The organism is Burkholderia sp. BCC0405, from assembly GCF_902833075.1.
Taxonomy (GTDB): Bacteria; Pseudomonadota; Gammaproteobacteria; order Burkholderiales; family Burkholderiaceae; genus Burkholderia.
In genome coordinates this window covers 22,863-41,597 of sequence record NZ_CADFEO010000020.1, presented here as the reverse complement: position 1 = coordinate 41,597, position 18,735 = coordinate 22,863, and the positions used below count along the sequence as shown (strand labels likewise).

Annotated in this window: 18 protein-coding genes and 1 pseudogene; 15 read left to right on the top strand and 4 right to left on the bottom strand. The window is 69.2% G+C overall.

Annotation, left to right across the window (positions count from 1 at the left end; all coding sequences use genetic code 11):
* Positions 1-8: 8 nt before the first annotated feature.
* Genes gspD through gspF form a run of 3 tightly spaced genes read left to right on the top strand, consistent with a single transcriptional unit; the run spans position 9 to position 5,072 of the window.
* Positions 9-2,354 carry a type II secretion system secretin GspD gene (gene gspD, locus HWX36_RS27840; protein ID WP_175956604.1) on the top strand — a complete coding sequence of 782 codons (2,346 nt, stop codon included), beginning with the start codon at positions 9-11 and terminating at the stop codon, positions 2,352-2,354.
* 5 nt (positions 2,355-2,359) lie between these two features.
* Positions 2,360-3,850: a type II secretion system ATPase GspE gene (gene gspE / locus HWX36_RS27835; protein ID WP_347879233.1), complete on the top strand. Its 1,491-nt coding sequence runs from the start codon at positions 2,360-2,362 to the stop codon at positions 3,848-3,850.
* Between the two features lie 4 nt (positions 3,851-3,854).
* Complete coding sequence (gspF, locus tag HWX36_RS27830; RefSeq protein WP_059531287.1) at positions 3,855-5,072, top strand: type II secretion system inner membrane protein GspF; 1,218 nt, start codon at positions 3,855-3,857, stop codon at positions 5,070-5,072.
* A 35-nt stretch (positions 5,073-5,107) separates the two neighbouring features.
* Here gspF and HWX36_RS27825 read toward each other — a convergent pair whose 3' ends face one another.
* Positions 5,108-5,518 (bottom strand): general secretion pathway protein GspC, encoded by a 411-nt coding sequence (locus tag HWX36_RS27825; protein WP_175956600.1) that lies wholly within the window; start codon positions 5,516-5,518, stop codon positions 5,108-5,110.
* 175 nt (positions 5,519-5,693) lie between these two features.
* Here HWX36_RS27825 and gspG point away from each other — a divergent pair, with 175 nt between their 5' ends.
* The 8 genes and pseudogenes from gspG (at position 5,694) to HWX36_RS27785 (ending at position 11,760) form a co-directional block, all read left to right on the top strand.
* Positions 5,694-6,146, top strand: coding sequence for a type II secretion system major pseudopilin GspG (gene gspG / locus HWX36_RS27820; RefSeq protein WP_175956598.1), 453 nt, complete (start codon positions 5,694-5,696; stop codon positions 6,144-6,146).
* Positions 6,147-6,185: 39 nt separating this feature from the next.
* On the top strand, positions 6,186-6,755 hold the full coding sequence (locus tag HWX36_RS27815) for a GspH/FimT family pseudopilin (RefSeq protein WP_175956596.1): 570 nt from the start codon (positions 6,186-6,188) through the stop codon (positions 6,753-6,755).
* Positions 6,756-6,871: 116 nt separating this feature from the next.
* Positions 6,872-7,240 (top strand): annotated as a pseudogene (gene gspI, locus HWX36_RS27810) (type II secretion system minor pseudopilin GspI); the annotation flags it as partial.
* Positions 7,218-7,907: a prepilin-type N-terminal cleavage/methylation domain-containing protein gene (locus HWX36_RS27805; protein ID WP_175956594.1), complete on the top strand. Its 690-nt coding sequence runs from the start codon at positions 7,218-7,220 to the stop codon at positions 7,905-7,907. The pseudogene gspI and the gene HWX36_RS27805, both read left to right, overlap by 23 nt.
* A 2-nt stretch (positions 7,908-7,909) precedes the next feature.
* Positions 7,910-9,049, top strand: a complete 1,140-nt coding sequence (gene gspK / locus HWX36_RS27800; RefSeq protein WP_175956592.1) for a type II secretion system minor pseudopilin GspK — start codon at positions 7,910-7,912, stop codon at positions 9,047-9,049.
* 26 nt (positions 9,050-9,075) lie between these two features.
* A complete protein-coding gene (gene gspL / locus HWX36_RS27795) occupies positions 9,076-10,437 on the top strand; it encodes a type II secretion system protein GspL (RefSeq protein WP_175956590.1) in 1,362 nt (453 codons plus the stop codon).
* Positions 10,434-10,940: a type II secretion system protein M gene (locus HWX36_RS27790; RefSeq protein WP_175956588.1), complete on the top strand. Its 507-nt coding sequence runs from the start codon at positions 10,434-10,436 to the stop codon at positions 10,938-10,940. Before gspL ends, HWX36_RS27790 begins: the two co-directional genes overlap by 4 nt.
* 31 nt (positions 10,941-10,971) lie before the next feature.
* Positions 10,972-11,760 (top strand): type II secretion system protein N, encoded by a 789-nt coding sequence (locus HWX36_RS27785; protein WP_175956586.1) that lies wholly within the window; start codon positions 10,972-10,974, stop codon positions 11,758-11,760.
* Between the two features lie 22 nt (positions 11,761-11,782).
* On the opposite strand, the gene HWX36_RS27780 is transcribed toward HWX36_RS27785, so the two are convergent.
* Both HWX36_RS27780 and HWX36_RS27775 read right to left on the bottom strand, forming a co-directional pair.
* A complete protein-coding gene (locus tag HWX36_RS27780) occupies positions 11,783-13,333 on the bottom strand; it encodes an efflux transporter outer membrane subunit (protein WP_175956584.1) in 1,551 nt (516 codons plus the stop codon).
* A 263-nt stretch (positions 13,334-13,596) separates the two neighbouring features.
* Positions 13,597-13,881, bottom strand: a complete 285-nt coding sequence (locus tag HWX36_RS27775) for a multidrug ABC transporter ATPase (protein WP_011350474.1) — start codon at positions 13,879-13,881, stop codon at positions 13,597-13,599.
* A 174-nt stretch (positions 13,882-14,055) separates the two neighbouring features.
* On the opposite strand from HWX36_RS27775, the gene HWX36_RS27770 reads away from it, so the two are divergent.
* Both HWX36_RS27770 and HWX36_RS27765 read left to right on the top strand, forming a co-directional pair.
* The gene (locus HWX36_RS27770) at positions 14,056-14,547 is read left to right on the top strand and encodes a MarR family transcriptional regulator (RefSeq protein WP_175956582.1); all 492 of its coding nucleotides are present in this window, start codon (positions 14,056-14,058) and stop codon (positions 14,545-14,547) included.
* Positions 14,548-14,715: 168 nt separating this feature from the next.
* Entirely contained in the window at positions 14,716-16,278 is a 1,563-nt protein-coding gene (locus tag HWX36_RS27765) for a DHA2 family efflux MFS transporter permease subunit (RefSeq protein ID WP_175956580.1), read from the top strand.
* A 60-nt stretch (positions 16,279-16,338) separates the two neighbouring features.
* Here the strand turns inward: HWX36_RS27765 and HWX36_RS27760 are convergent, their stop codons facing one another.
* Positions 16,339-17,265, bottom strand: a complete 927-nt coding sequence (locus HWX36_RS27760) for a LysR family transcriptional regulator (protein WP_175956578.1) — start codon at positions 17,263-17,265, stop codon at positions 16,339-16,341.
* Between the two features lie 140 nt (positions 17,266-17,405).
* On the opposite strand from HWX36_RS27760, the gene HWX36_RS27755 reads away from it, so the two are divergent.
* Together HWX36_RS27755 and HWX36_RS27750 are read left to right on the top strand one after the other, a co-directional pair.
* Positions 17,406-17,882, top strand: coding sequence for a CidA/LrgA family protein (locus HWX36_RS27755; protein ID WP_175956576.1), 477 nt, complete (start codon positions 17,406-17,408; stop codon positions 17,880-17,882).
* Between the two features lie 13 nt (positions 17,883-17,895).
* Entirely contained in the window at positions 17,896-18,618 is a 723-nt protein-coding gene (locus HWX36_RS27750) for an LrgB family protein (RefSeq protein ID WP_175956574.1), read from the top strand.
* The last annotated feature ends 117 nt before the right edge of the window (positions 18,619-18,735 follow it).

The window sequence follows — 18,735 nt, the reverse complement described above, 5'->3', positions numbered from 1 at the left end:
ATTCATCCATGACAAGAAATCGCTTCGTTATGCGGCGCGTCGCCACGACCCTGATCGTCGCCGGCGTCATCGTCTCGCAGGCCGCCTACGCTCAGGTCACGCTCAATTTCGTGAATGCGGATATCGACCAGGTCGCCAAGGCGATCGGCGCCGCAACCGGCAAGACCATCATCGTCGACCCTCGTGTGAAGGGGCAGCTCAACCTCGTGGCCGAACGGCCGGTGCCGGAAGACCAGGCGCTGAAGACGCTGCAGTCTGCGCTGCGCATGCAGGGCTTCGCGCTCGTGCAGGATCACGGCGTGCTGAAGGTCGTGCCCGAGGCCGACGCGAAACTGCAGGGCGTGCCGACCTATGTCGGCAATGTGCCGCAGGCGCGCGGCGACCAGGTGATCACGCAGGTGTTCGAGCTGCACAATGAATCGGCGAACAACCTGCTGCCCGTGCTGCGGCCGCTGATCTCGCCGAACAACACGGTCACTGCCTATCCGGCGAACAACACGATCATCGTGACCGACTACGCGGACAACGTGCGGCGCATCGCGCAGATCATCGCCGGCGTGGACAGCGCCGCGGGCGCGCAGGTGCAGGTCGTTCCGCTGCGCAACGCGAACGCGATCGATCTCGCCGCGCAGCTGCAGAAAATGCTCGACCCGGGCGCGATCGGCAACAGTGATGCGACGCTGAAGGTGTCGGTCACGGCCGACCCGCGGACCAACTCGCTGCTGCTGCGCGCGTCGAGCGCGTCGCGCCTCGCGGCCGCCAAGCGGCTCGTGCAGCAGCTCGATGCGCCGAGCGGGGTGCCCGGCAACATGCACGTCGTACCGTTGCGCAACGCCGATGCGGTGACGCTCGCGAAGACGCTGCGCGGGATGCTCGGCAAGGGCAGCGGCAGCGACAGCGGCTCGTCGGCGTCCTCCAACGATGCGAACAGCTTCAACCAGAACGGCGGCTCGTCGTCGAGCGGCAACTTCTCGACCGGCACGTCCGGCACCCCGCCGCTGCCGTCGGGCGGCCTCGGCGGCTCGTCGTCCTCGTCGGGATACGGCGGCTCGTCGGGCAGCGGCGGCGGTCTCGGCACCGCCGGCCTGCTCGGCGGCGACAAGGACAAGGGCGATGACAACCAGCCCGGCGGGATGATCCAGGCCGACGCGGCGACCAACTCGCTGATCATCACCGCGTCCGATCCGGTTTACCGGAACCTGCGCTCGGTGATCGACCAGCTCGACGCGCGGCGCGCGCAGGTCTACATCGAAGCGCTGATCGTCGAGCTGAACTCGACGACGCAGGGCAACCTCGGCATCCAGTGGCAGGTGGCGAGCGGCCAGTTTCTCGGCGGTACGAACCTGAACCCCGGGCTGGGCCTGGGCAACAGCATCGTCAACCTGACGGCGGGCGGCTTGACCAACGCCGCCGGCGGGGTCACCGGCGGCGGGCTGGCCAACAATCTCGGGGCGCTGAGTCAGGGGCTCAACATCGGCTGGCTGCACAACATGTTCGGCGTGCAGGGGCTCGGTGCGCTGCTGCAATACTTCTCCGGCGTGAGTGACGCGAACGTGCTGTCGACGCCGAACCTGGTCACGCTCGACAACGAGGAAGCGAAGATCGTGGTCGGCGAGAACGTGCCGATCGCAACCGGTTCGTATTCGAACCTGACGAGCGGCACGACGAGCAATGCGTTCAACACCTACGACCGGCGCGACGTCGGCCTGACGCTGCACGTGAAGCCTCAGATCACCGAAGGCGGGATCCTGAAGCTGCAGCTCTACACCGAGGATTCGGCGGTCGTCGCCGGCACCACGAGCGCGCAGACCGGCCCGACCTTCACGAAGCGCTCGATCCAGTCGACGATCCTGGCCGACAACGGCGAGATCATCGTGCTCGGCGGCCTGATGCAGGACAACTACCAGGTGTCGAACAGCAAGGTGCCGCTGCTCGGCGACATTCCGTGGATCGGCCAGCTGTTCCGGTCGGAATCGAAGCAGCGCCAGAAAACCAACCTGATGGTGTTCCTGCGCCCGGTGATCATCAGCGATCGCAGCACTGCGCAGGAAGTCACGTCCAACCGCTACGACTACATCCAGGGCGTGACGGGCGCGTACAAGTCGGACAACAACGTGATGCGCGACAAGGACGATCCGATCGTCCCGCCGATGCCGATCGGCCCGAGCCAGGGCGGCACGGCCGCGGGCAACCTGTTCGATCTCGACAAGATGCGTCGCCAGCAGCTGCAGCGCCAGGTGGCGCCGGTTCCGGCCCAGCCGTTGCCGGAGGCGACGCCCGCGCAGCCGCAGAGCGTGCCGCTGCAGGCGGTGCCGCAACAGCCGCTCACCGCCGCGCCGGGAGCCTCGCAGTGAGCGACGTGCTCGCGTCTCCCACCCACGACGGCGCGCCGGCGGAGCGGCAACCGCCGTCGCCGCTCGCTGCGCGCCTGCTGCCGTACGGCTTCGCGAAGAGCGGCCAGGTGCTGATCGCGCACCAGCTCGACGACACGCTCGAGGTGTGGATCAGCGAACGCACGAGCGACGCCGCGCTCGCGGAGATCGCGCGCAACTTCGGCTCGATTTCCGTGCATCGCGTGCCGGCCGACGAGCTCGCGCAGGCGATCAACCACGCATACGCGCGCCAGGACGGCAGTGCCGCGCAGGTGGTCGGCGAGGTCGAAGGCGAAGTCGACCTGTCGCGGCTGATGCAGGACATCCCCGAAGTCGAGGATCTGCTCGAATCGGAAGACGACGCGCCGATCATCCGGATGATCAACGCGCTGCTCACGCAAGCGGCGCGCGAACAGGCGTCGGACATTCACATCGAGCCGTTCGAGAACGCATCCGTCGTGCGCTTTCGCGTCGACGGCACGCTGCGCGACGTCGTGCGGCCGAAGAAGGCGCTGCACGGCGCGCTGATCTCGCGGATCAAGATCATGGCGCAGCTCGACATCGCGGAGAAGCGCCTGCCGCAGGACGGCCGCATCACGCTGCGCGTCGGCGGCCGGCCGGTCGACGTGCGGGTGTCGACGCTGCCGACCGGGCACGGTGAGCGTGCGGTGCTGCGTCTTCTGGAAAAGGATGCGAAGCGGCTGAACCTCGAAGCGCTCGGGATGGGCCGCGACACGCTCGTGCAGTTCGACAAGCTGATCGCGCGCCCGCACGGCATCGTGCTCGTCACGGGCCCGACGGGTTCGGGCAAGACGACCACGCTGTACGCGTCGATGTCGCGGCTCGAAACCGCGACGACCAACATCATGACCGTCGAGGACCCGATCGAATACGACCTCGGCGGCATCGGCCAGACGCAGGTGAACGAGCGGATCGGGATGACCTTTGCCCGTGCGCTGCGCTCGATCCTGCGCCAGGATCCGGACGTGATCATGATCGGCGAGATCCGCGACCTCGAAACCGCGCAGATCGCCGTGCAGGCATCGCTGACGGGCCACCTCGTGCTCGCGACGCTGCACACGAACGACGCGGCCTCGGCCGTCACGCGCCTGACCGACATGGGCGTCGAGCCGTACCTGCTCGCATCGTCGCTGCTCGGCGTGCTCGCGCAGCGGCTCGTGCGGCAGCTCTGCCCCGTCTGCAAGGAAGAGCGGCACGAGGACGGTCGCACCGTGTGGCATCCGGTCGGCTGCGACAAGTGCGGGCATTCGGGTTATGCGGGCCGGCGCGGCGTGTACGAACTGCTGCTGGTCGACGATTCGATCCGCTCGCTGATCCACCGCAACGCGGCCGACGCGGAGATTCTCGCCGCCGGTCGCGCGGAAGGGATGCGCACGCTGCGCGACGATGCCGAGCGCTGGCTCGCGTCGGGCGCGACGTCGCTCGAGGAAGTGCTGCGCGTGACGGGAGGCGCATAGCGCGATGCCGGCATTCCGTTTCGAAGCAATCGATTCGGCGGGACGCGCGCAGAAAGGCGTCATCGATGCCGACAGCGCACGTGCCGCGCGCGGCCAGCTGCGTACGCAGGGGCTGACGCCGCTCGTCGTCGAGCCGGCCGCCAGCGCGACGCGCGGGGCGCGGTCGCAGCGGCTCGCGTTCGGCCGCAAGCTGTCGCAGCGCGAGCAGGCGATCCTCACGCGCCAGCTCGCGAGCCTGCTGATCGCCGGGCTGCCGCTCGACGAGGCGCTCGGCGTGTTGACCGAGCAGGCCGAGCGCGACTACATCCGCGAACTGATGGCCGCGATCCGCGCCGAGGTGCTCGGCGGCCATTCGCTCGCGAATGCGCTGGGCCAGCATCCGCGCGATTTCCCGGAGATCTATCGCGCGCTCGTCGCGGCGGGCGAGCACACCGGCAAGCTCGGCATCGTGTTGTCGCGCCTTGCCGACTACATCGAGCAGAGCAACGCGCTGAAGCAGAAGATCCTGCTGGCGTTCACGTATCCGGGGATCGTCACGCTGATCGCATTCGGCATCGTCACGTTCCTGCTGAGCTATGTCGTGCCGCAGGTCGTCAACGTGTTCGCGAGCACGAAGCAGCAGTTGCCCCTGCTCACGATCGTGATGATGGCGCTGTCGGATTTCGTGCGGCACTGGTGGTGGGCGATCCTGATCGCGGTCGCGCTCGTCGTGTGGTTCGTGAAGGCGACGCTGTCGCGCGACGGGCCCCGCCTCGCATTCGACCGCTGGGTGCTCACCGCGCCGCTTGCGGGCAAGCTCGTACGCGGCTACAACACGGTGCGTTTCGCGAGCACGCTCGGCATCCTCACCGCGGCGGGCGTGCCGATCCTGCGCGCGCTGCAGGCGGCCGGCGAGACGCTGTCGAACCGCGCGATGCGCGCGAACATCGACGACGCGATCGTGCGCGTGCGCGAAGGCTCCGCGCTGTCGCGCGCGCTGAACAACGTGAAGACGTTTCCGCCCGTGCTCGTGCACCTGATCCGTTCCGGTGAAGCGACGGGCGACGTGACGACGATGCTGGATCGCGCGGCCGAAGGCGAGGCGCGCGAACTCGAACGCCGCACGATGTTCCTGACGAGCCTGCTCGAGCCGCTGCTGATCCTGGCGATGGGGGGCATCGTGCTCGTGATCGTGCTGGCGGTGATGCTGCCGATCATCGAGCTGAACAACATGGTGCAGTGACGGCCTGACCGTGGGTCGGGCCGTCGCCTTCGGCTTCAGCGCATGTAGATCGCCGGGGACGGCGTGTTGGCGGGAAGCTGGACTTCGGTGCGGGCACCGTTGCGCTCGACGATGATCGAGCGGGGGCGAACTTCGGCGAGCCTCGCGCCGGACGTGACGTCCGCGCCGAGCGACACGGCGCGCGGCGGTTCACCGCCGACACCGACGATCGCGGCGCCGCCGTGGTCGAGCGCGAGGATGCCGAACAGGTGGATGTCCTGCACGGGATTCTTGTCGAGCTGACCGCCGAAGAGCGCCGCGGCGTCCTCGGTGCGGATCGGCAGCCGCGCGGCGGCGGCGGGCAGCGGCGCTTCGCGGGCGGACAGCGTGACGACCCAGTAGGTGGCCGTCGCGCACAAACCCGCGAAGAGGGCTAGGGAGAGGATCCGGATCGAGAGCGCGTTCATGCGCGCTATTGTACGGATGTATATGAAATTTGCGTTGGGTGAAAGCCCTCGGCAATGCGCGCCTTACAATGCGTGCTCCGCGCCCGCGGGTTCGGAAGGTTGCCGTCAGGCAATCGTCCGGTGCGCCGGGTGCGTCACTCAACCAACGACATTTTTTGGAAAGAGGTAGTCAGTCATGCAAACGTGGATCACTCGCCGCAACGCGGCCGTGCGTCGTCAGCGCGGTTTCACGCTGATCGAAATCATGGTGGTGGTCGCGATCCTCGGGATCCTGGCGGCGCTGATCGTGCCGAAGATCATGAGCCGCCCGGACGAGGCACGCCGCATCGCCGCGAAGCAGGACATCGGCACGATCATGCAGGCGCTCAAGCTGTACCGTCTCGACAACGGCCGCTACCCGACCCAGGAGCAGGGCCTGAACGCGCTGATCCAGAAGCCGACCACCGATCCGATCCCGAACAACTGGAAGGACGGCGGTTACCTCGAGCGCCTGCCGAACGATCCGTGGGGTAACGGCTACAAGTACCTGAACCCGGGCGTGCACGGCGAGATCGACGTGTTCAGCTACGGCGCCGACGGCAAGGAAGGCGGCGAAGGCAACGATTCCGACATCGGTTCGTGGCAATGAGCCTTCACTGACCGGCCCGACGCATCGTTCCCTTTCTCCATGCTCGCCATTCGCACGACCTCCCGCTGCGGCCGCGATTGCCGTGCGCGTCGCGGCGCGGCTTCGTCCGTGCCGGCGCGTGCCGACGGCGTGCGCGCGTTGCACGGGGCGCGGCGGCATCGCGCGCGCGGCTTCACGCTGCTCGAAATGCTGGTCGTGCTCGTGATCGCGGGGTTGCTCGTGTCGCTCGCGTCCTTGTCGCTCACGCGCAATCCGCGCACCGACCTGCGCGAGGAAGCGCAGCGCATCGCGCTGCTGTTCGAGACGGCCGGCGACGAAGCGCAGGTGCGTGCCCGGCCGATCGCGTGGCAGCCGACCGCGCACGGCTTCCGTTTCGACGTGAGCTCGCCCGATGGCTGGCGCACGCTGCGCGACGACCTGCTGCGCCCGCGCGACTGGGACGGTGGCGTCACCGGCGCCGACATCGACTATCCGGGGTCCGACACGCATGCGAATCGCGTCGTGTTCGGCACCGAGAGCATCGACACGCCGGTGCGCGTGACGCTGCATTCGGCCGTCGGCAGCGCGACGATCGTCGGCACCGGCAATGGCCGCTACGAGGTGCAATGACGATGCGTCGTCGCCTGCCCTCTTCCGTTTCTTCATCGCGCCCCCCAAGGGCACTTCCTTCGGGGCACCCCGGGCGTGCTTCCTCCGGAGCCCGGCCTGCGGCCGGCCTCGCCGGGGCGCGCGGTTTCACGATGATCGAGGTGCTGGTCGCGCTCGCGATCATCGCGGTCGCGCTCGCCGCGTCGATCCGCGCGGTCGGCACGATGGCGACCAACGCGTCCGATCTTCATCGCCGGCTGCTCGCCGGCTGGAGCGCCGACAACGCGCTCGCGCAGATGCGGCTTACGCATGCGTGGCCGGAGATCGGCGAACAGAGTTTCGACTGCTCGCAAGGCAACGTGCAGCTCGTCTGCACGCAGCGCGTGAGCACCACGCCCAACCCGGTGTTCCGGCGCGTGCGGATTTCGGTGAGCATGCCGGGGCACACCGGCGTGCTCGCGCAGATGGTGACGGTGGTCGCGAATGAAACCAGCCGTCCGCTCTGACGCGCCGATGCGACGCCCGCTCGCCCGCCCCGCCCGCGGCTTCACGCTGATCGAGCTGATGATCGCGATCGCGATCCTCGCGGTGGTCGCGATCCTCGCGTGGCGCGGGCTCGACCAGATCATGCGCGGTCGCGACAAGGTCGCGGCCGCAATGGAAGACGAGCGCGTGTTCGCGCAGATGTTCGACCAGATGCGCATCGACGCGCGGCTCGCCGCGACCGACGACGAGGCCGGCCAGCCGGCGATCGGCGTCGCCGGCAATACGCTGCAGATCGTCCGCGAACTCGAGGTGCCGGGCGTCGCGCCGCGGCTGCAGGTGGTCCGCTACCGGATCGCCGGCGGGCGCGTCGTGCGCTATGCGTCACCGCCGATCGACGACGCGAACCGGCTGCGCAGCATGCTGAAGGACAGCAGCGTCGAAGGCTGGAGCTGGGTCGCGCTGATGGGCGGCGTCGGCGCGATCGATGCGAAGCTGTACGTGCCGCGCGTGGGCTGGACCACCAACCTGCAGACGGCCGACGAAGCGCTCGCGCAGAACAACGACGCGCTCAAGGTGCCGCAGATCGGCAACGCGCCGCCTGCGCGCGCGGTGACGGGGCTGCAGGTCAGCATCGGCGCGACGTCGCTGCGCGTGCCGGTCACGCGCATCTTCCTCGTCGGGGAATGACGATGCGCGCGCGCCCTCACCGCTCATTATTCGCCGCCCGTGCTGGCGGTCGCGCACGCGTACGCGTACGCGGCCGCCAGCGCGGCGCGGCGATCATCACCGCGCTGCTCGTGGTCGCGCTGTCGGCGATCCTCGTCTCGGGCATGCTGTGGCGCCAGCAGGTGCAGATCCGCCGCATCGAGAACCAGCGCGTGATCGCGCAGGCGCAATGGGTCGCGCGCGGCGCGCTCGACTGGACGCGGATGATCCTGCGCTCCGAAGGCGATACGGCGCCGGGCATCACGTATCTCGGCGGGATCTGGGGCGTACCGATCGCGAAGACGAAACTGTCGGACTTCCTCGGCCGGATCGGCGCGCCCAACGACACCGGCGGCGAAGACACCTATATCTCCGGCTCGATCGAGGATGCGCAGGCGAAGTTCAACCTGCGCAACCTCGTGGCGTCGCCGGCGCCCGGCGTGCTGCAGCTGAACGTCACGCAGGTCCAGGCGTTCCAGCGCCTGCTGACGACGCTCGGCTACGACGGCGCGTTCGCGAAGCGCATCGCGCTGCAGGTGCGCGCGGGCCTGCTGAATTCGGCGACGCGTTTCCAGATGCCGACGCTGCCGGGTGGCGGCACGGCGCCGCCGGTCACCGCGCCGGTGACGACCGATCAGCAAGGCGGCGGCGGCTTCACCGACGATCCCGGCATGACGGGCGGCGACCGCGGGCCCGCGCCGCTGATGATGACGGGCGTCGACAGCCTGCTCGACGTCGACGGCGTGACGCCCGAGATGGTCGCGCGGCTGCGCCCGTTCGTCACCGTGCTGCCAACCACGACGCCCGTAAACATGAACACCGCGCCGGCCGAGGTCATTGCGGCGCTGATGCCGGGGATGAGCGTGTCGTCCGCGCAGGCGCTCGTGTCGCGCCGCGAGACCGTGTTTTTCCGCAACCTCGCCGACGTGCAGCTCGCGCTGCGCGGCGCCGGTGCGCCGCCGAACGTGACGCTCGACTCGAGCGTCGTCGACGTCAATTCGAGCTATTTCATCGTGCATGGCCGGATCCAGCACGAACGCGCGGAGGTCGATCGCACCTCGCTCGTGTATCGTGATCCGACCACGCACTCGACACGGGTCGTGCGCATCCGCGACCAGCTATAACGACGCCAATCGGGAGAGGAGCTCTTGTGAGCACGTTGATTGTTTCTTTGCCGCCGCGCGAGCCTGCCGTGCCGTTGCAGGAATGGCAGTGGCCCGAACTGCCGTTCACGCTCGTCGACAAGGCCGGCCATGTGCAGCGCGCCGGCCGCGCCGCGCTCGCGCTGCTGCCGCGCGCCAGTGCGACGGTGCTGATCGTCGCCGCGCGCGACGTGCTGCTGCTGGCCGCGACCGTGCCGCCGCTGAAGGGACCGAAGCTGCGTCAGGCGCTGCCCAACATCGTCGAGGATCAGCTGATCCAGGATCCGCTCGGCTGCCATATCGCGCTCGATCCGGACGCGCTGCCCGACGGGCGCCGCGTGCTGGCCGTCGTCGATCGCGCGTGGTTCCGCACGATCTGCGACGCGTTCACGGCGGCCGGCCACCGGCACCTGAGCGCGGTGCCCGCGACCCGCTGCCTGCCGGCGCCGCACGTAATCGCTGCGCCGGCTGACAGCGAGGTCGATGCCGCGGCGGTTGCTGCGGACGCCGTCGAGGCGCCGCCGGCCCGCCCGGCGACGGTGGCCGCGGTGCTCGGCCTCGCGGCATCGGTCGAACAAGTGCTCGTCGAGGCCGGCGCGCAACCGGCCGCCGCCGGTGCGCCGCGCCTCGAACTCGCGGTCGCACGCGGTGCGCTTGGTGAAGGCTTCGCGGCGCCTGCGTCGCGCGCGGCCGGCACGCTGGCCGCGCTGGCAGGCGGCGGCGACGTCGAACTGTACGAACTCGGCGAACCGGGCGCGGAGCCGCGCCTGGCATCGGTCGGACGCACCGACGGCGGCCCGCTGCTGCCGGGCGCCGCACCGCTGTCGTTCGACGCGTTCGCACGGCGCGCGCTGACCGAGAAGTTCGACCTGTGCCAGTTCGAATTCGAATCGCAGCCGTGGCGCTTCGACCGCGCGACGGTGAAGCGCCTGCGGGTGCCGCTCGCCCTCGTCGCGGCGACGCTCGGCGTGGCGGTGATCGGGATGAACCTGCACTGGTGGAAGCTGTCGCGCGAGCGCGATGCGCTGTCGGCGCAGATCACCGAGACGCTGCTGTCCGCGTTCCCGAAGACGACGACGGTGCTCGATCCGCCCGCGCAGATGCAGCGCCAGCTCGACCAGTTGCGCCTGGCGGCCGGCGAGCTGTCGCCGAACGATTTCCTCGCGCTGTCGAGCGGGCTGTCGCGTTCGATGGGCGCGCTGCCGCTGAACGGCATCGCGTCGCTCGACTATCACGACCGGCGGCTGGACGTCGGCTTCAAGCCGGAGGTCAAGGTCGATCCCGATTTCACGCAGCGCCTCGCACGTCACGGACTGTCCGGCGAAGTCGACAGCAACACGGGCAAATGGACGATCCGGAGCCGCTCATGAAGATGGAACAACTGAACCAGACGCTGGCCCAGTTCTGGGGCGAGCGCACCCAGCGCGAAAAAACGCTGCTCGGCTGGGGCGGCGCCGTGCTGGCGGTCACGATCGCGTATTCGGTGCTGTGGTCGCCCGCGCAGGAAGGCCGCGCGCGGATCCAGCGCGAACTGCCGACGATGCGCGGCGAGCTCGCGCAGATGACCGCGCAGGCGAACGAGGCGAAGTCGCTGGCGGCTGCCGCGCAGGGCGTGGCGCCGACTGGCCTCGCGCTGAAGGACGCGCTGACCGCGTCGCTCTCCGATCACGGGCTGCAGGGCGCGCAGGTGCAGATCGTCGGCAACGGCGTGCAGATCCAGATGAAGAACGTGTCGTTCCCGGCGTGGACGCAGTGGCTCGACGATGCGCGCCGGCAGTTCAAGGTGCAGGTCGGCGAGGCGCATGCAACGGCGCTGAAGGACGACGGCCAGGTCGACCTGACGGCCGTGATGCAACCGTCTACGCAGAAATGACGCAGTGGATGACGCAAGTGGCGGTCGGCCGATGAGGCCGGGGATCAAGCGGCTCGCCACCGTATTGCCGTGGGTACTGGCGGGTGGCCTGGCGACGGCGGTGACGCTCGTCGCGCTCGCGCCGGCCGCGTGGATCGCGCCGCAGTTCGCGCGCGCGACCGGCGGGCACGTGAATCTCGTCGATCCCGACGGGTCGCTGTGGCACGGCTCCGGCACGCTGATGCTCGCGCCGGGGGCCGACCAGAGCGCGGCGACGCTGCTGCCGGGCCGGGTCGAATGGACCACGGGTTTCTGGCCGCTGCTGACCGGGCGCGTGCGGATGCGCATGCGGCAGACCGAGGCGATGCCCGATGCGGTCACGCTCGATGCGACGTGGCGCGGCGCGGTGCTGTCGGCGGGTACGATGGCCGTGCCCGCGTCGCTGCTCGCGGGGCTCGGCACGCCGTTCAACACGCTCGACCTGCAGGGCGACGTGCGGCTCGGCTGGAGCGACTGGCGGCTGATCGGCAACAACGCGTTCGGCCAGCTGACGGTGACGATCGACTCGATGAGTTCGCGCGTATCGCGCGTGAAGCCGCTCGGTTCGTACCGCGCGGTGCTGCAGGCGAAGGGGGCCGGCGCCGATCTCGACCTGTCGACGACGCAGGGCCCGCTGTTCCTCGACGGCCACGGCAACTTCGGCCCGGGCCAGGGATCGTTCCGCGGCACCGCGCATTCGGCGCCCGAACAGCAGGCTAACCTCGCGGGGCTGCTGAACCTGCTCGGCCACCCGATCGGGAACAACGAGGTTTCGCTGATCTTCGGCGACGCGCAGCGCTGACGCGCGCGTTGGCCTTCCCTTCCTACTTCTGTGCGAGCGGCACGACGACCGACGGTGCGGCGGCCGCGGGCGCGGCCGCACCGGACGCCGGCACGGGTGCCGGCGCCGCCATGTCGCCGTTCTCGCGCGCCATCTCCGCTACGTTCCAGCCGCCGCCGAGCGCCTTCACGAGCCCGACCGACGACACCATCCGCTGCCCGGCAATCGTCGCGAGCTTCTGCTGCGCGGTGAACGCGGTGGTCTGCGCGGTCAGCACGTTCAGGTAGGCGACCGTGCCGGCCTTGTACTGGTTCGTGACGATCGCGAGCGCGTGCTCGGCGCTGTCGACCGCCTGCCGCTGCACGTCGACTTCCCGCGCGAGGATGCGCTGCGACGCGAGGTTGTCCTCGACGTCCTGGAAGGCCGAGAGCACCGTCTGCCGGTACGTCGCGACGTCCTGGTCGTAGGTTGCGCGGGCCGCTTCGGTTTGCGCGGCGCGCAGGCCCGCGTCGAACAGCGTCGCGGCGAGTTGCGGACCGACGGTCCAGAAACGTGCCGGCAGCGTGAACAGTTGCGACCACACCGAACTCTGGAAGCCGCCGCTCGCCGACAGCGTGAGCGTCGGGAAAAACGCCGCGATCGCAACGCCGATCTGTTCGTTGGCGGCCGCCGCGCGTCGTTCGGCCGCCGCGATATCGGGCCGCCGCTCGAGCAGCGTCGACGGCACGTCCACCGGTGTGACGGGCGGCACGGCCGTCAGCGGCGCCGGCGGCAGCGAGAACGTCGAAGCCGGCTGGCCGATCAGCGTCGCGATCGCATGCTCGTACTGCGCGCGCGCAACGCCGTTGTCGATTGCGGCCGCCTGTGCGCTCTGCAGCTGGGTCTGCGCCTGGATCACGTCCGCGCGGGCCGCGACGCCCTGCGCATACTGGTTTTCGGTGAGCTTGAGCGACTGCTCGTACGACTTCACGGTGTCGTCGAGCAGCTTCTGCAGCGCGTCGGCGGTGCGCAACTGGTAGTACGTCTGCGCGAGCGTCGCCTGCGCGGAGAGCCGTGCATTCGCGAGATCGGCGGCTGCAGCGGCCTCACCCGCCCGTTGCGCGCTGACGGTGCGGCTCACCTTGCCCCACAGGTCCGGCTCCCATGATGCGTCGAGGCCGACGCTGTAGTTCGTACCGATCGGGCCGGCGCTGACGCCGCTGCTGGCGGCCGACGACGACACCGCGGAGCGCGAGCGCGTCGCCGAGCCCGTGAAGCCGACGGTCGGGAAATACGCGGCGCGCGCTTCGGCGACGAGCGCGCGCGCCTGACGGTACGCGGCCGCATATTGCGCGACGGTCTGGTTCGACGTGTTGAGCTGGTTCATCAGCGATGCGAGCTGCGGATCATCGTAGACGCTCCACCACGCGCCGCGGTCGGTGCGGTCGGCAGGCTGCGCGACCTTCCAGCCGGCCGGCGCTTCCTTGTACGCGGCGGGGATCGACGTGTCGGGCCGGTGATAGTCGGGCCCGACGGCGCAGCCGGCGAGCAGCACGGCCGTCGCGACGGCGGCGCTCAGCGGGCGAAGGGCGCGCGGGAGGGAGGTGTACGGCATGGTGGTTTTCCTGTCTGGGCGCGGCGAGCAGCGTCGCGCGGTGCGGTCGTCGTGCCGCTGGCGGACAAATGGTAACTGACGGCGGGGAAGCTGCGCAGTCCCAAGGGTACGGTGCGCGGCAACAGGAATGTGTTACGGGCGCGAGCGGCCGGTTTACCGGCCATTACGGCTCGCTGACGGGAAGCCGGACGCGTGACGTCGGCCGTTGCGCGACGCGGCCGGCGCCCAGTCGGAGCAGTCGGGAAGGCGGGAGCCGCGCGATGTCAGTGGCAGCGCGCGGGCAGCGGAAGCGGTTCGGCGGCGGACCGCCATGTCGACGGCTCCGTCGCGGCCGGCTGGCCCGTGCGGCGCGCGCCGTCTTTCGCATTGCGCTGCCGGCGATGATCGAACCATGCGAACCCGAGCGCCGCGAGCGAGCCGCCCGGCACCACCAGCATCGTCACGTACAGCGCGATCTTCCAGCCGCGGTGCGGCCCGGAAAACGCATGATGGGCGGTATCGGTCAGGTTGCGGCGCAGCGCGCCGGCGGCATTTTTCAGGAACAGCATCGCGAACATCCTCGGGGTGCCCGCAGCGCGGGCGAATCGGTCAGAACATAGTCTCCGGCAGTGCAACATGCACGTCGTAACTGGTTGCCTCAAATAATATTGACTAAGCAATCAATTTTCAAGATACTGGGCGCGTTTAAATCTGAAACGCACTATTGCTGCGTGCGCAATCGCATGACCGGCGGCCTCTACGATCCCGAGAACATCGCGCTGGAAACGAGCCTCGGCTATTACCTGTCGAAGGCGAAGCAGGCGCTCGTCGAGCGGATGGATCGTGCGCTCGAGCCACTCGACCTCACCGCGCAGCAGATCGGCGTGATCCTGCTGCTGTCGCGCGGCTATGCGCGCACGCCGTTCGAGCTGTCCCGCAGGATGTCGTACGACAGCGGTTCGATGACGCGGATGCTCGACCGGCTCGAACGCAAGGGGCTGGTCGCACGCTCGCGCAGCGAGCAGGATCGCCGGATGATCGAGCTGACGCTGACCGAACGCGGCGCCGAAGCCGCCCGGGCGCTGCCGTCGCTGATCGCGACCGCGCTCAACGCGCAGCTCGACGGTTTCTCGGCCGACGAGCTCGCGACGCTCATCGGCCTGCTGCAGCGCTTCATCGCCAATGGGCCCGGCTCGACCGGTTGCCCGAAACCCGACGACGAGGCGGACAGCTGATGCGCGCGGAGGTCCCATGTCCACGTTAAGCGTTCGCTTATTTGTCTGTCTGGGCAGAAGATGACAGGGCACGCGCTCCCCTTTTCCCTTTATCCGTTCCACCCGGCCGGGCTGCGCTGCGGCGCACACCCGTGCGTTGTGCCGGCGCGTCGCGTCTAGGAGATTTCGATGTCCGCCACCACGGCATCCGCCGCCTCCCCCGCCGCTGAACCCGCACCGCTGTCCGGCGGTGCACTCGCGCTGCTCACGGTCGGGCTCGCGCTCGGCACCTTCATGGAAGTGCTCGACACGTCGATCGCGAACGTCGCGGTGCCGACCATCTCGGGCAGCCTCGGCGTCGCGACGAGCGAAGGCACCTGGGTGATCTCGTCGTACTCGGTCGCCTCCGCGATCGCGGTGCCGCTCACCGGCTGGCTCGCGCGGCGGGTCGGCGAGGTGCGGCTGTTCACGCTGTCGGTGCTCGCGTTCACGATCGCCTCGGCGCTGTGCGGCCTCGCGACCAACTTCGAGACGCTGATCGCGTTCCGGCTGCTGCAGGGCCTCGTGTCGGGGCCGATGGTGCCGCTGTCGCAGACGATCCTGATGCGCAGCTATCCGCCCGCGAAGCGCGGGCTCGCGCTCGGGCTATGGGCGATGACGGTGATCGTCGCACCGATCTTCGGCCCGTTGCTGGGCGGCTGGATCAGCGACAACTACACGTGGCCGTGGATCTTCTACATCAACCTGCCGATCGGCGTCTTCTCGGCGACCTGTGCGTATTTCCTGCTGCGCGGCCGCGAGACGAAGACGTCGAAGCAGCGGATCGACGCGATCGGCCTCGCGCTGCTCGTGATCGGCGTGTCGTGCCTGCAGATGATGCTCGACCTCGGCAAGGACCGCGACTGGTTCAACTCGACGTTCATCGTCGCGCTCGCGCTGATCGCGGTCGTGTCGCTCGCGTTCATGCTCGTCTGGGAGGCGACCGAGAAGGAGCCGGTGGTCGACCTGTCGCTCTTCAAGGATCGCAACTTCGCGCTCGGCGCGATGATCATCTCGTTCGGCTTCATGGCGTTCTTCGGCTCGGTCGTGATCTTCCCGCTGTGGCTGCAGACCGTGATGGGCTACACGGCGGGCAAGGCCGGCCTCGCGACCGCGCCGGTCGGGCTGCTCGCGCTCGTGCTGTCGCCGCTGATCGGCCGCAACATGCACCGGCTCGACCTGCGGATGGTCGCGAGCTTCGCGTTCATCGTGTTCGCCGGCGTGTCGATCTGGAACTCGACGTTTACGCTCGACGTGCCGTTCAGCCATGTGATCCTGCCGCGTCTGGTGCAGGGGATCGGCGTTGCGTGCTTCTTCGTGCCGATGACGACGATCACGCTGTCGAGCATCCCCGACGACCGGCTCGCGAGCGCGTCGGGGCTGTCGAACTTCCTGCGCACGCTGTCGGGCGCGATCGGCACCGCGGCGAGTTCGACGTTCTGGGAGAACGACGCGATCTACCACCACGCGCGGTTGTCGGAATCGGTGAGCGTGTATGCGCAGAGCACGACCGACTACCAGGGCGCGCTGTCGCAGCTCGGCATCGTCGGCCAGACGGCCAATGCGCAGCTCAATCAGCTCGTCACGCAGCAGGGCTTCATGATGGCGACCAACGACTTCTTCCTGCTGTCGGCGTTCATGTTCGGCGCGCTCGCGGCGCTCGTGTGGGTCACGAAGCCGAGGAAGGGCGCCGGGCCGGCGATGGGGCACTGACCGCGCGGCGGGCGGCCGTTGCGCCCGCCTCGTCCGCTTTGCCGCCCGCCTCGGCGGGCGTCACTCCCGCGCCCGCAACCCGCCGAACGCGAGGTCGTCACCCGGCGCGATCGGCAGCGTCGCCCGCGCCACTTCAAGCCACGCGCGCGCCGCGTGCGACAGATACCCCTTCTTCAGCCAGCCGAGCGCGATCGCCCACGTGATCTCCGGCTCGACGATCGGCCGGCACGTGAACTGGCCCGCGTCGAGCCGCCGGCAATACGGCTCGGGCAGCAGCGCGATGCCGACCCCCGCGTGCACGAGCGCGGCCATGAAATCCCAGTGGCCGCTGCGGCTCACGATCGACGGCGTGAAGCCGACCTGCCGGCACGCATCGAGCACCGCGTCGTGCAGCGCGAGGCTTTCCGCGTAGAACACGAACGACTCGCGCGCGAGATCCGCGAGCGGCACGGCCGCGTGATCCTCCCAGCGCGATTCGCGCGGTGCGACCAGCCACAGCGGCGCACGCACCATCGGCAGCACGTCGAAGGTGCCGGGATCGACCGGCTCCAGCAGCCCGCCCAGTTCCAGCTCGCCCGACATCAGCGCGGCCTCGATCATCCGTGCGCCCTGCTCGAACAGCTTCAGCTCGATGTTCGGGTAGCGCTGCTTGTACGCGGCGATGATCGGCGTGAACAGCGAGCCGCCGAGCGGCGGGACCCCGATCGTCAGCTCGCCGCGCCCGAGCGTGCCGAGGTCGTTCAGCTCCGACTGCAGCTGCGCCTGCGCGGCGAGCACGTCCTGGCCGCGCTGGAACACGATCCGCCCCGCGTCGGTCAGCACCATCTGCCGGCCGTCGCGCAGCAGCAGCGGCGAACCGATCTCGTCCTCGAGCGCCTTCACCATCTTGCTGATGGTCGGCTGGGTCACGAACAGCTTGTCGGCGGCCGCCGTGAAACTCTGCTGGCGAACCACCTCGACGAAGTACCGCAGCGCGCGCAATTCCATCGACGACTCCCCAAATTGGTGCGGCGATCAATAAACGAATTCCGAATTGGAATGATAAGGATAGAGACAAGTCATTTTATTTATGGTTAGGGGAAACCCTATACTCGCACCATCAACGGAATATCTGTAGGGAGCCCGCCATGACCAAGCCGACCGCCGCACTTGCCGCCCGCCCCGCCGCTTCGGGCAGCCTGGCGCACACGGGCCGGATCGCGCTGCAGGCCGCCGCGCTCGGCGCGCTGTGGATGGTGGTCGACTGGGGCGTGCGCAAGATCGGGCTGCCGATCCCGTCCGGCGTGATCGGCCTCGCGGTGCTCCTCGTGCTGCTGTTCTCGGGCCGCGTCGCGCCCGCGTGGGTGAAGGACGGTGCGAACTGGCTGCTGTCCGACATGCTGCTGTTCTTCGTGCCGGCGGCCGTCGCGGCCGTGCAGTACGGCGGGCTGTTCCGCGAGGATGGCTGGCGCATCGCGCTGGTGATGCTCGCCGGCACCGCGTTCGTGATGGTCGCCGTGGCCGTCGCGGTCGACCTCGCCGCGAAGCTCGAGCGCCGGCTCGCCGCGCAGCGCGTGTTCGCCGAACGCCGCCGCACGCGCCTGAGCGCCGCGTCGGCACACTGAGCCGGAGCCTGCCATGCCTGCCGCATTGACGAACCTGTCCGCCGACCAGGCGAACACCGCGATCTCGTTCGGCTGCTTCGTGCTGACGATCGTGTTGTATTTCGCGTCGAAGCGGCTCTACGCGTTCAAGAAGACGCTGCTGTTCTCGCCGCTCGTGTTCGTGCCGGGCGTGCTGGTCCTGCTCGTGCTGCTGACCGGCATCCCGTATTCGGTCTACTTCCACGACACGCGCTGGCTGATGTGGCTGCTCGGCCCGGCGACGATCGCGTTCGCGGTGCCGATCTACGACTATCGCGACCTGATCCGCCGCCACTGGCTGTCGCTGTCGGTCGGCGTCGCGGTCGGGATCGGCGCGGGCGTGTGCGGGTCGCTGTTGCTCGCGAAGCTGCTGCACCTGTCGCCGGAGCTGCAGCGCTCGCTGATGACGCGCTCGGTGTCGACGCCGTTCGCGCTCGCCGTGTCGGACAAGATCCACGCGCCGAAGGATCTCACCGCGCTGTTCGTGATCGCGACCGGCATCTGCGGGATGCTGCTCGGCGAGCTGGTGCTGGCGCTGGTGCCGCTGCGCACGCGCCTCGCGCGCGGCGCGCTGTTCGGCGCGGCCGCCCACGGCGTGGGCACCGCGAAGGCGCGCGAGATCGGCAGCGAGGAAGGCGTCGTGTCGAGCCTCACGATGATGATCGCCGGTGTTGCGATGGTGCTGATCGCGCCGCTGTTGACGCTGCTGCCGATCTGAGCGGGCGGCCGGCGCGCGGCACGCTCCGTGCGGCGGGAACGGCGCCTCTTCCCGGCCACGCATGCCTCGGCCGCCAGCCCGGCGGCCCTTTCCGCCCCCGCTTACCCTGCACCCGGC

What these genes read in the sequence shown, in the direction of transcription:
- gspD (WP_175956604.1), top strand. Translation starts at nt 9, where the DNA reads ATGACAAGAAATCGCTTCGTTATGCGGCGCGTCGCCACGACCCTGATC.
- gspF (WP_059531287.1), top strand. Translation starts at nt 3,855, where the DNA reads ATGCCGGCATTCCGTTTCGAAGCAATCGATTCGGCGGGACGCGCGCAG.
- HWX36_RS27825 (WP_175956600.1), bottom strand. Translation starts at nt 5,518, where the DNA reads ATGAACGCGCTCTCGATCCGGATCCTCTCCCTAGCCCTCTTCGCGGGT.
- gspG (WP_175956598.1), top strand. Translation starts at nt 5,694, where the DNA reads ATGCAAACGTGGATCACTCGCCGCAACGCGGCCGTGCGTCGTCAGCGC.
- HWX36_RS27815 (WP_175956596.1), top strand. Translation starts at nt 6,186, where the DNA reads ATGCTCGCCATTCGCACGACCTCCCGCTGCGGCCGCGATTGCCGTGCG.
- HWX36_RS27805 (WP_175956594.1), top strand. Translation starts at nt 7,218, where the DNA reads ATGAAACCAGCCGTCCGCTCTGACGCGCCGATGCGACGCCCGCTCGCC.
- gspK (WP_175956592.1), top strand. Translation starts at nt 7,910, where the DNA reads ATGCGCGCGCGCCCTCACCGCTCATTATTCGCCGCCCGTGCTGGCGGT.
- HWX36_RS27790 (WP_175956588.1), top strand. Translation starts at nt 10,434, where the DNA reads ATGAAGATGGAACAACTGAACCAGACGCTGGCCCAGTTCTGGGGCGAG.
- HWX36_RS27785 (WP_175956586.1), top strand. Translation starts at nt 10,972, where the DNA reads ATGAGGCCGGGGATCAAGCGGCTCGCCACCGTATTGCCGTGGGTACTG.
- HWX36_RS27780 (WP_175956584.1), bottom strand. Translation starts at nt 13,333, where the DNA reads ATGCCGTACACCTCCCTCCCGCGCGCCCTTCGCCCGCTGAGCGCCGCC.
- HWX36_RS27775 (WP_011350474.1), bottom strand. Translation starts at nt 13,881, where the DNA reads ATGCTGTTCCTGAAAAATGCCGCCGGCGCGCTGCGCCGCAACCTGACC.
- HWX36_RS27770 (WP_175956582.1), top strand. Translation starts at nt 14,056, where the DNA reads ATGACCGGCGGCCTCTACGATCCCGAGAACATCGCGCTGGAAACGAGC.
- HWX36_RS27765 (WP_175956580.1), top strand. Translation starts at nt 14,716, where the DNA reads ATGTCCGCCACCACGGCATCCGCCGCCTCCCCCGCCGCTGAACCCGCA.
- HWX36_RS27760 (WP_175956578.1), bottom strand. Translation starts at nt 17,265, where the DNA reads ATGGAATTGCGCGCGCTGCGGTACTTCGTCGAGGTGGTTCGCCAGCAG.
- HWX36_RS27755 (WP_175956576.1), top strand. Translation starts at nt 17,406, where the DNA reads ATGACCAAGCCGACCGCCGCACTTGCCGCCCGCCCCGCCGCTTCGGGC.
- HWX36_RS27750 (WP_175956574.1), top strand. Translation starts at nt 17,896, where the DNA reads ATGCCTGCCGCATTGACGAACCTGTCCGCCGACCAGGCGAACACCGCG.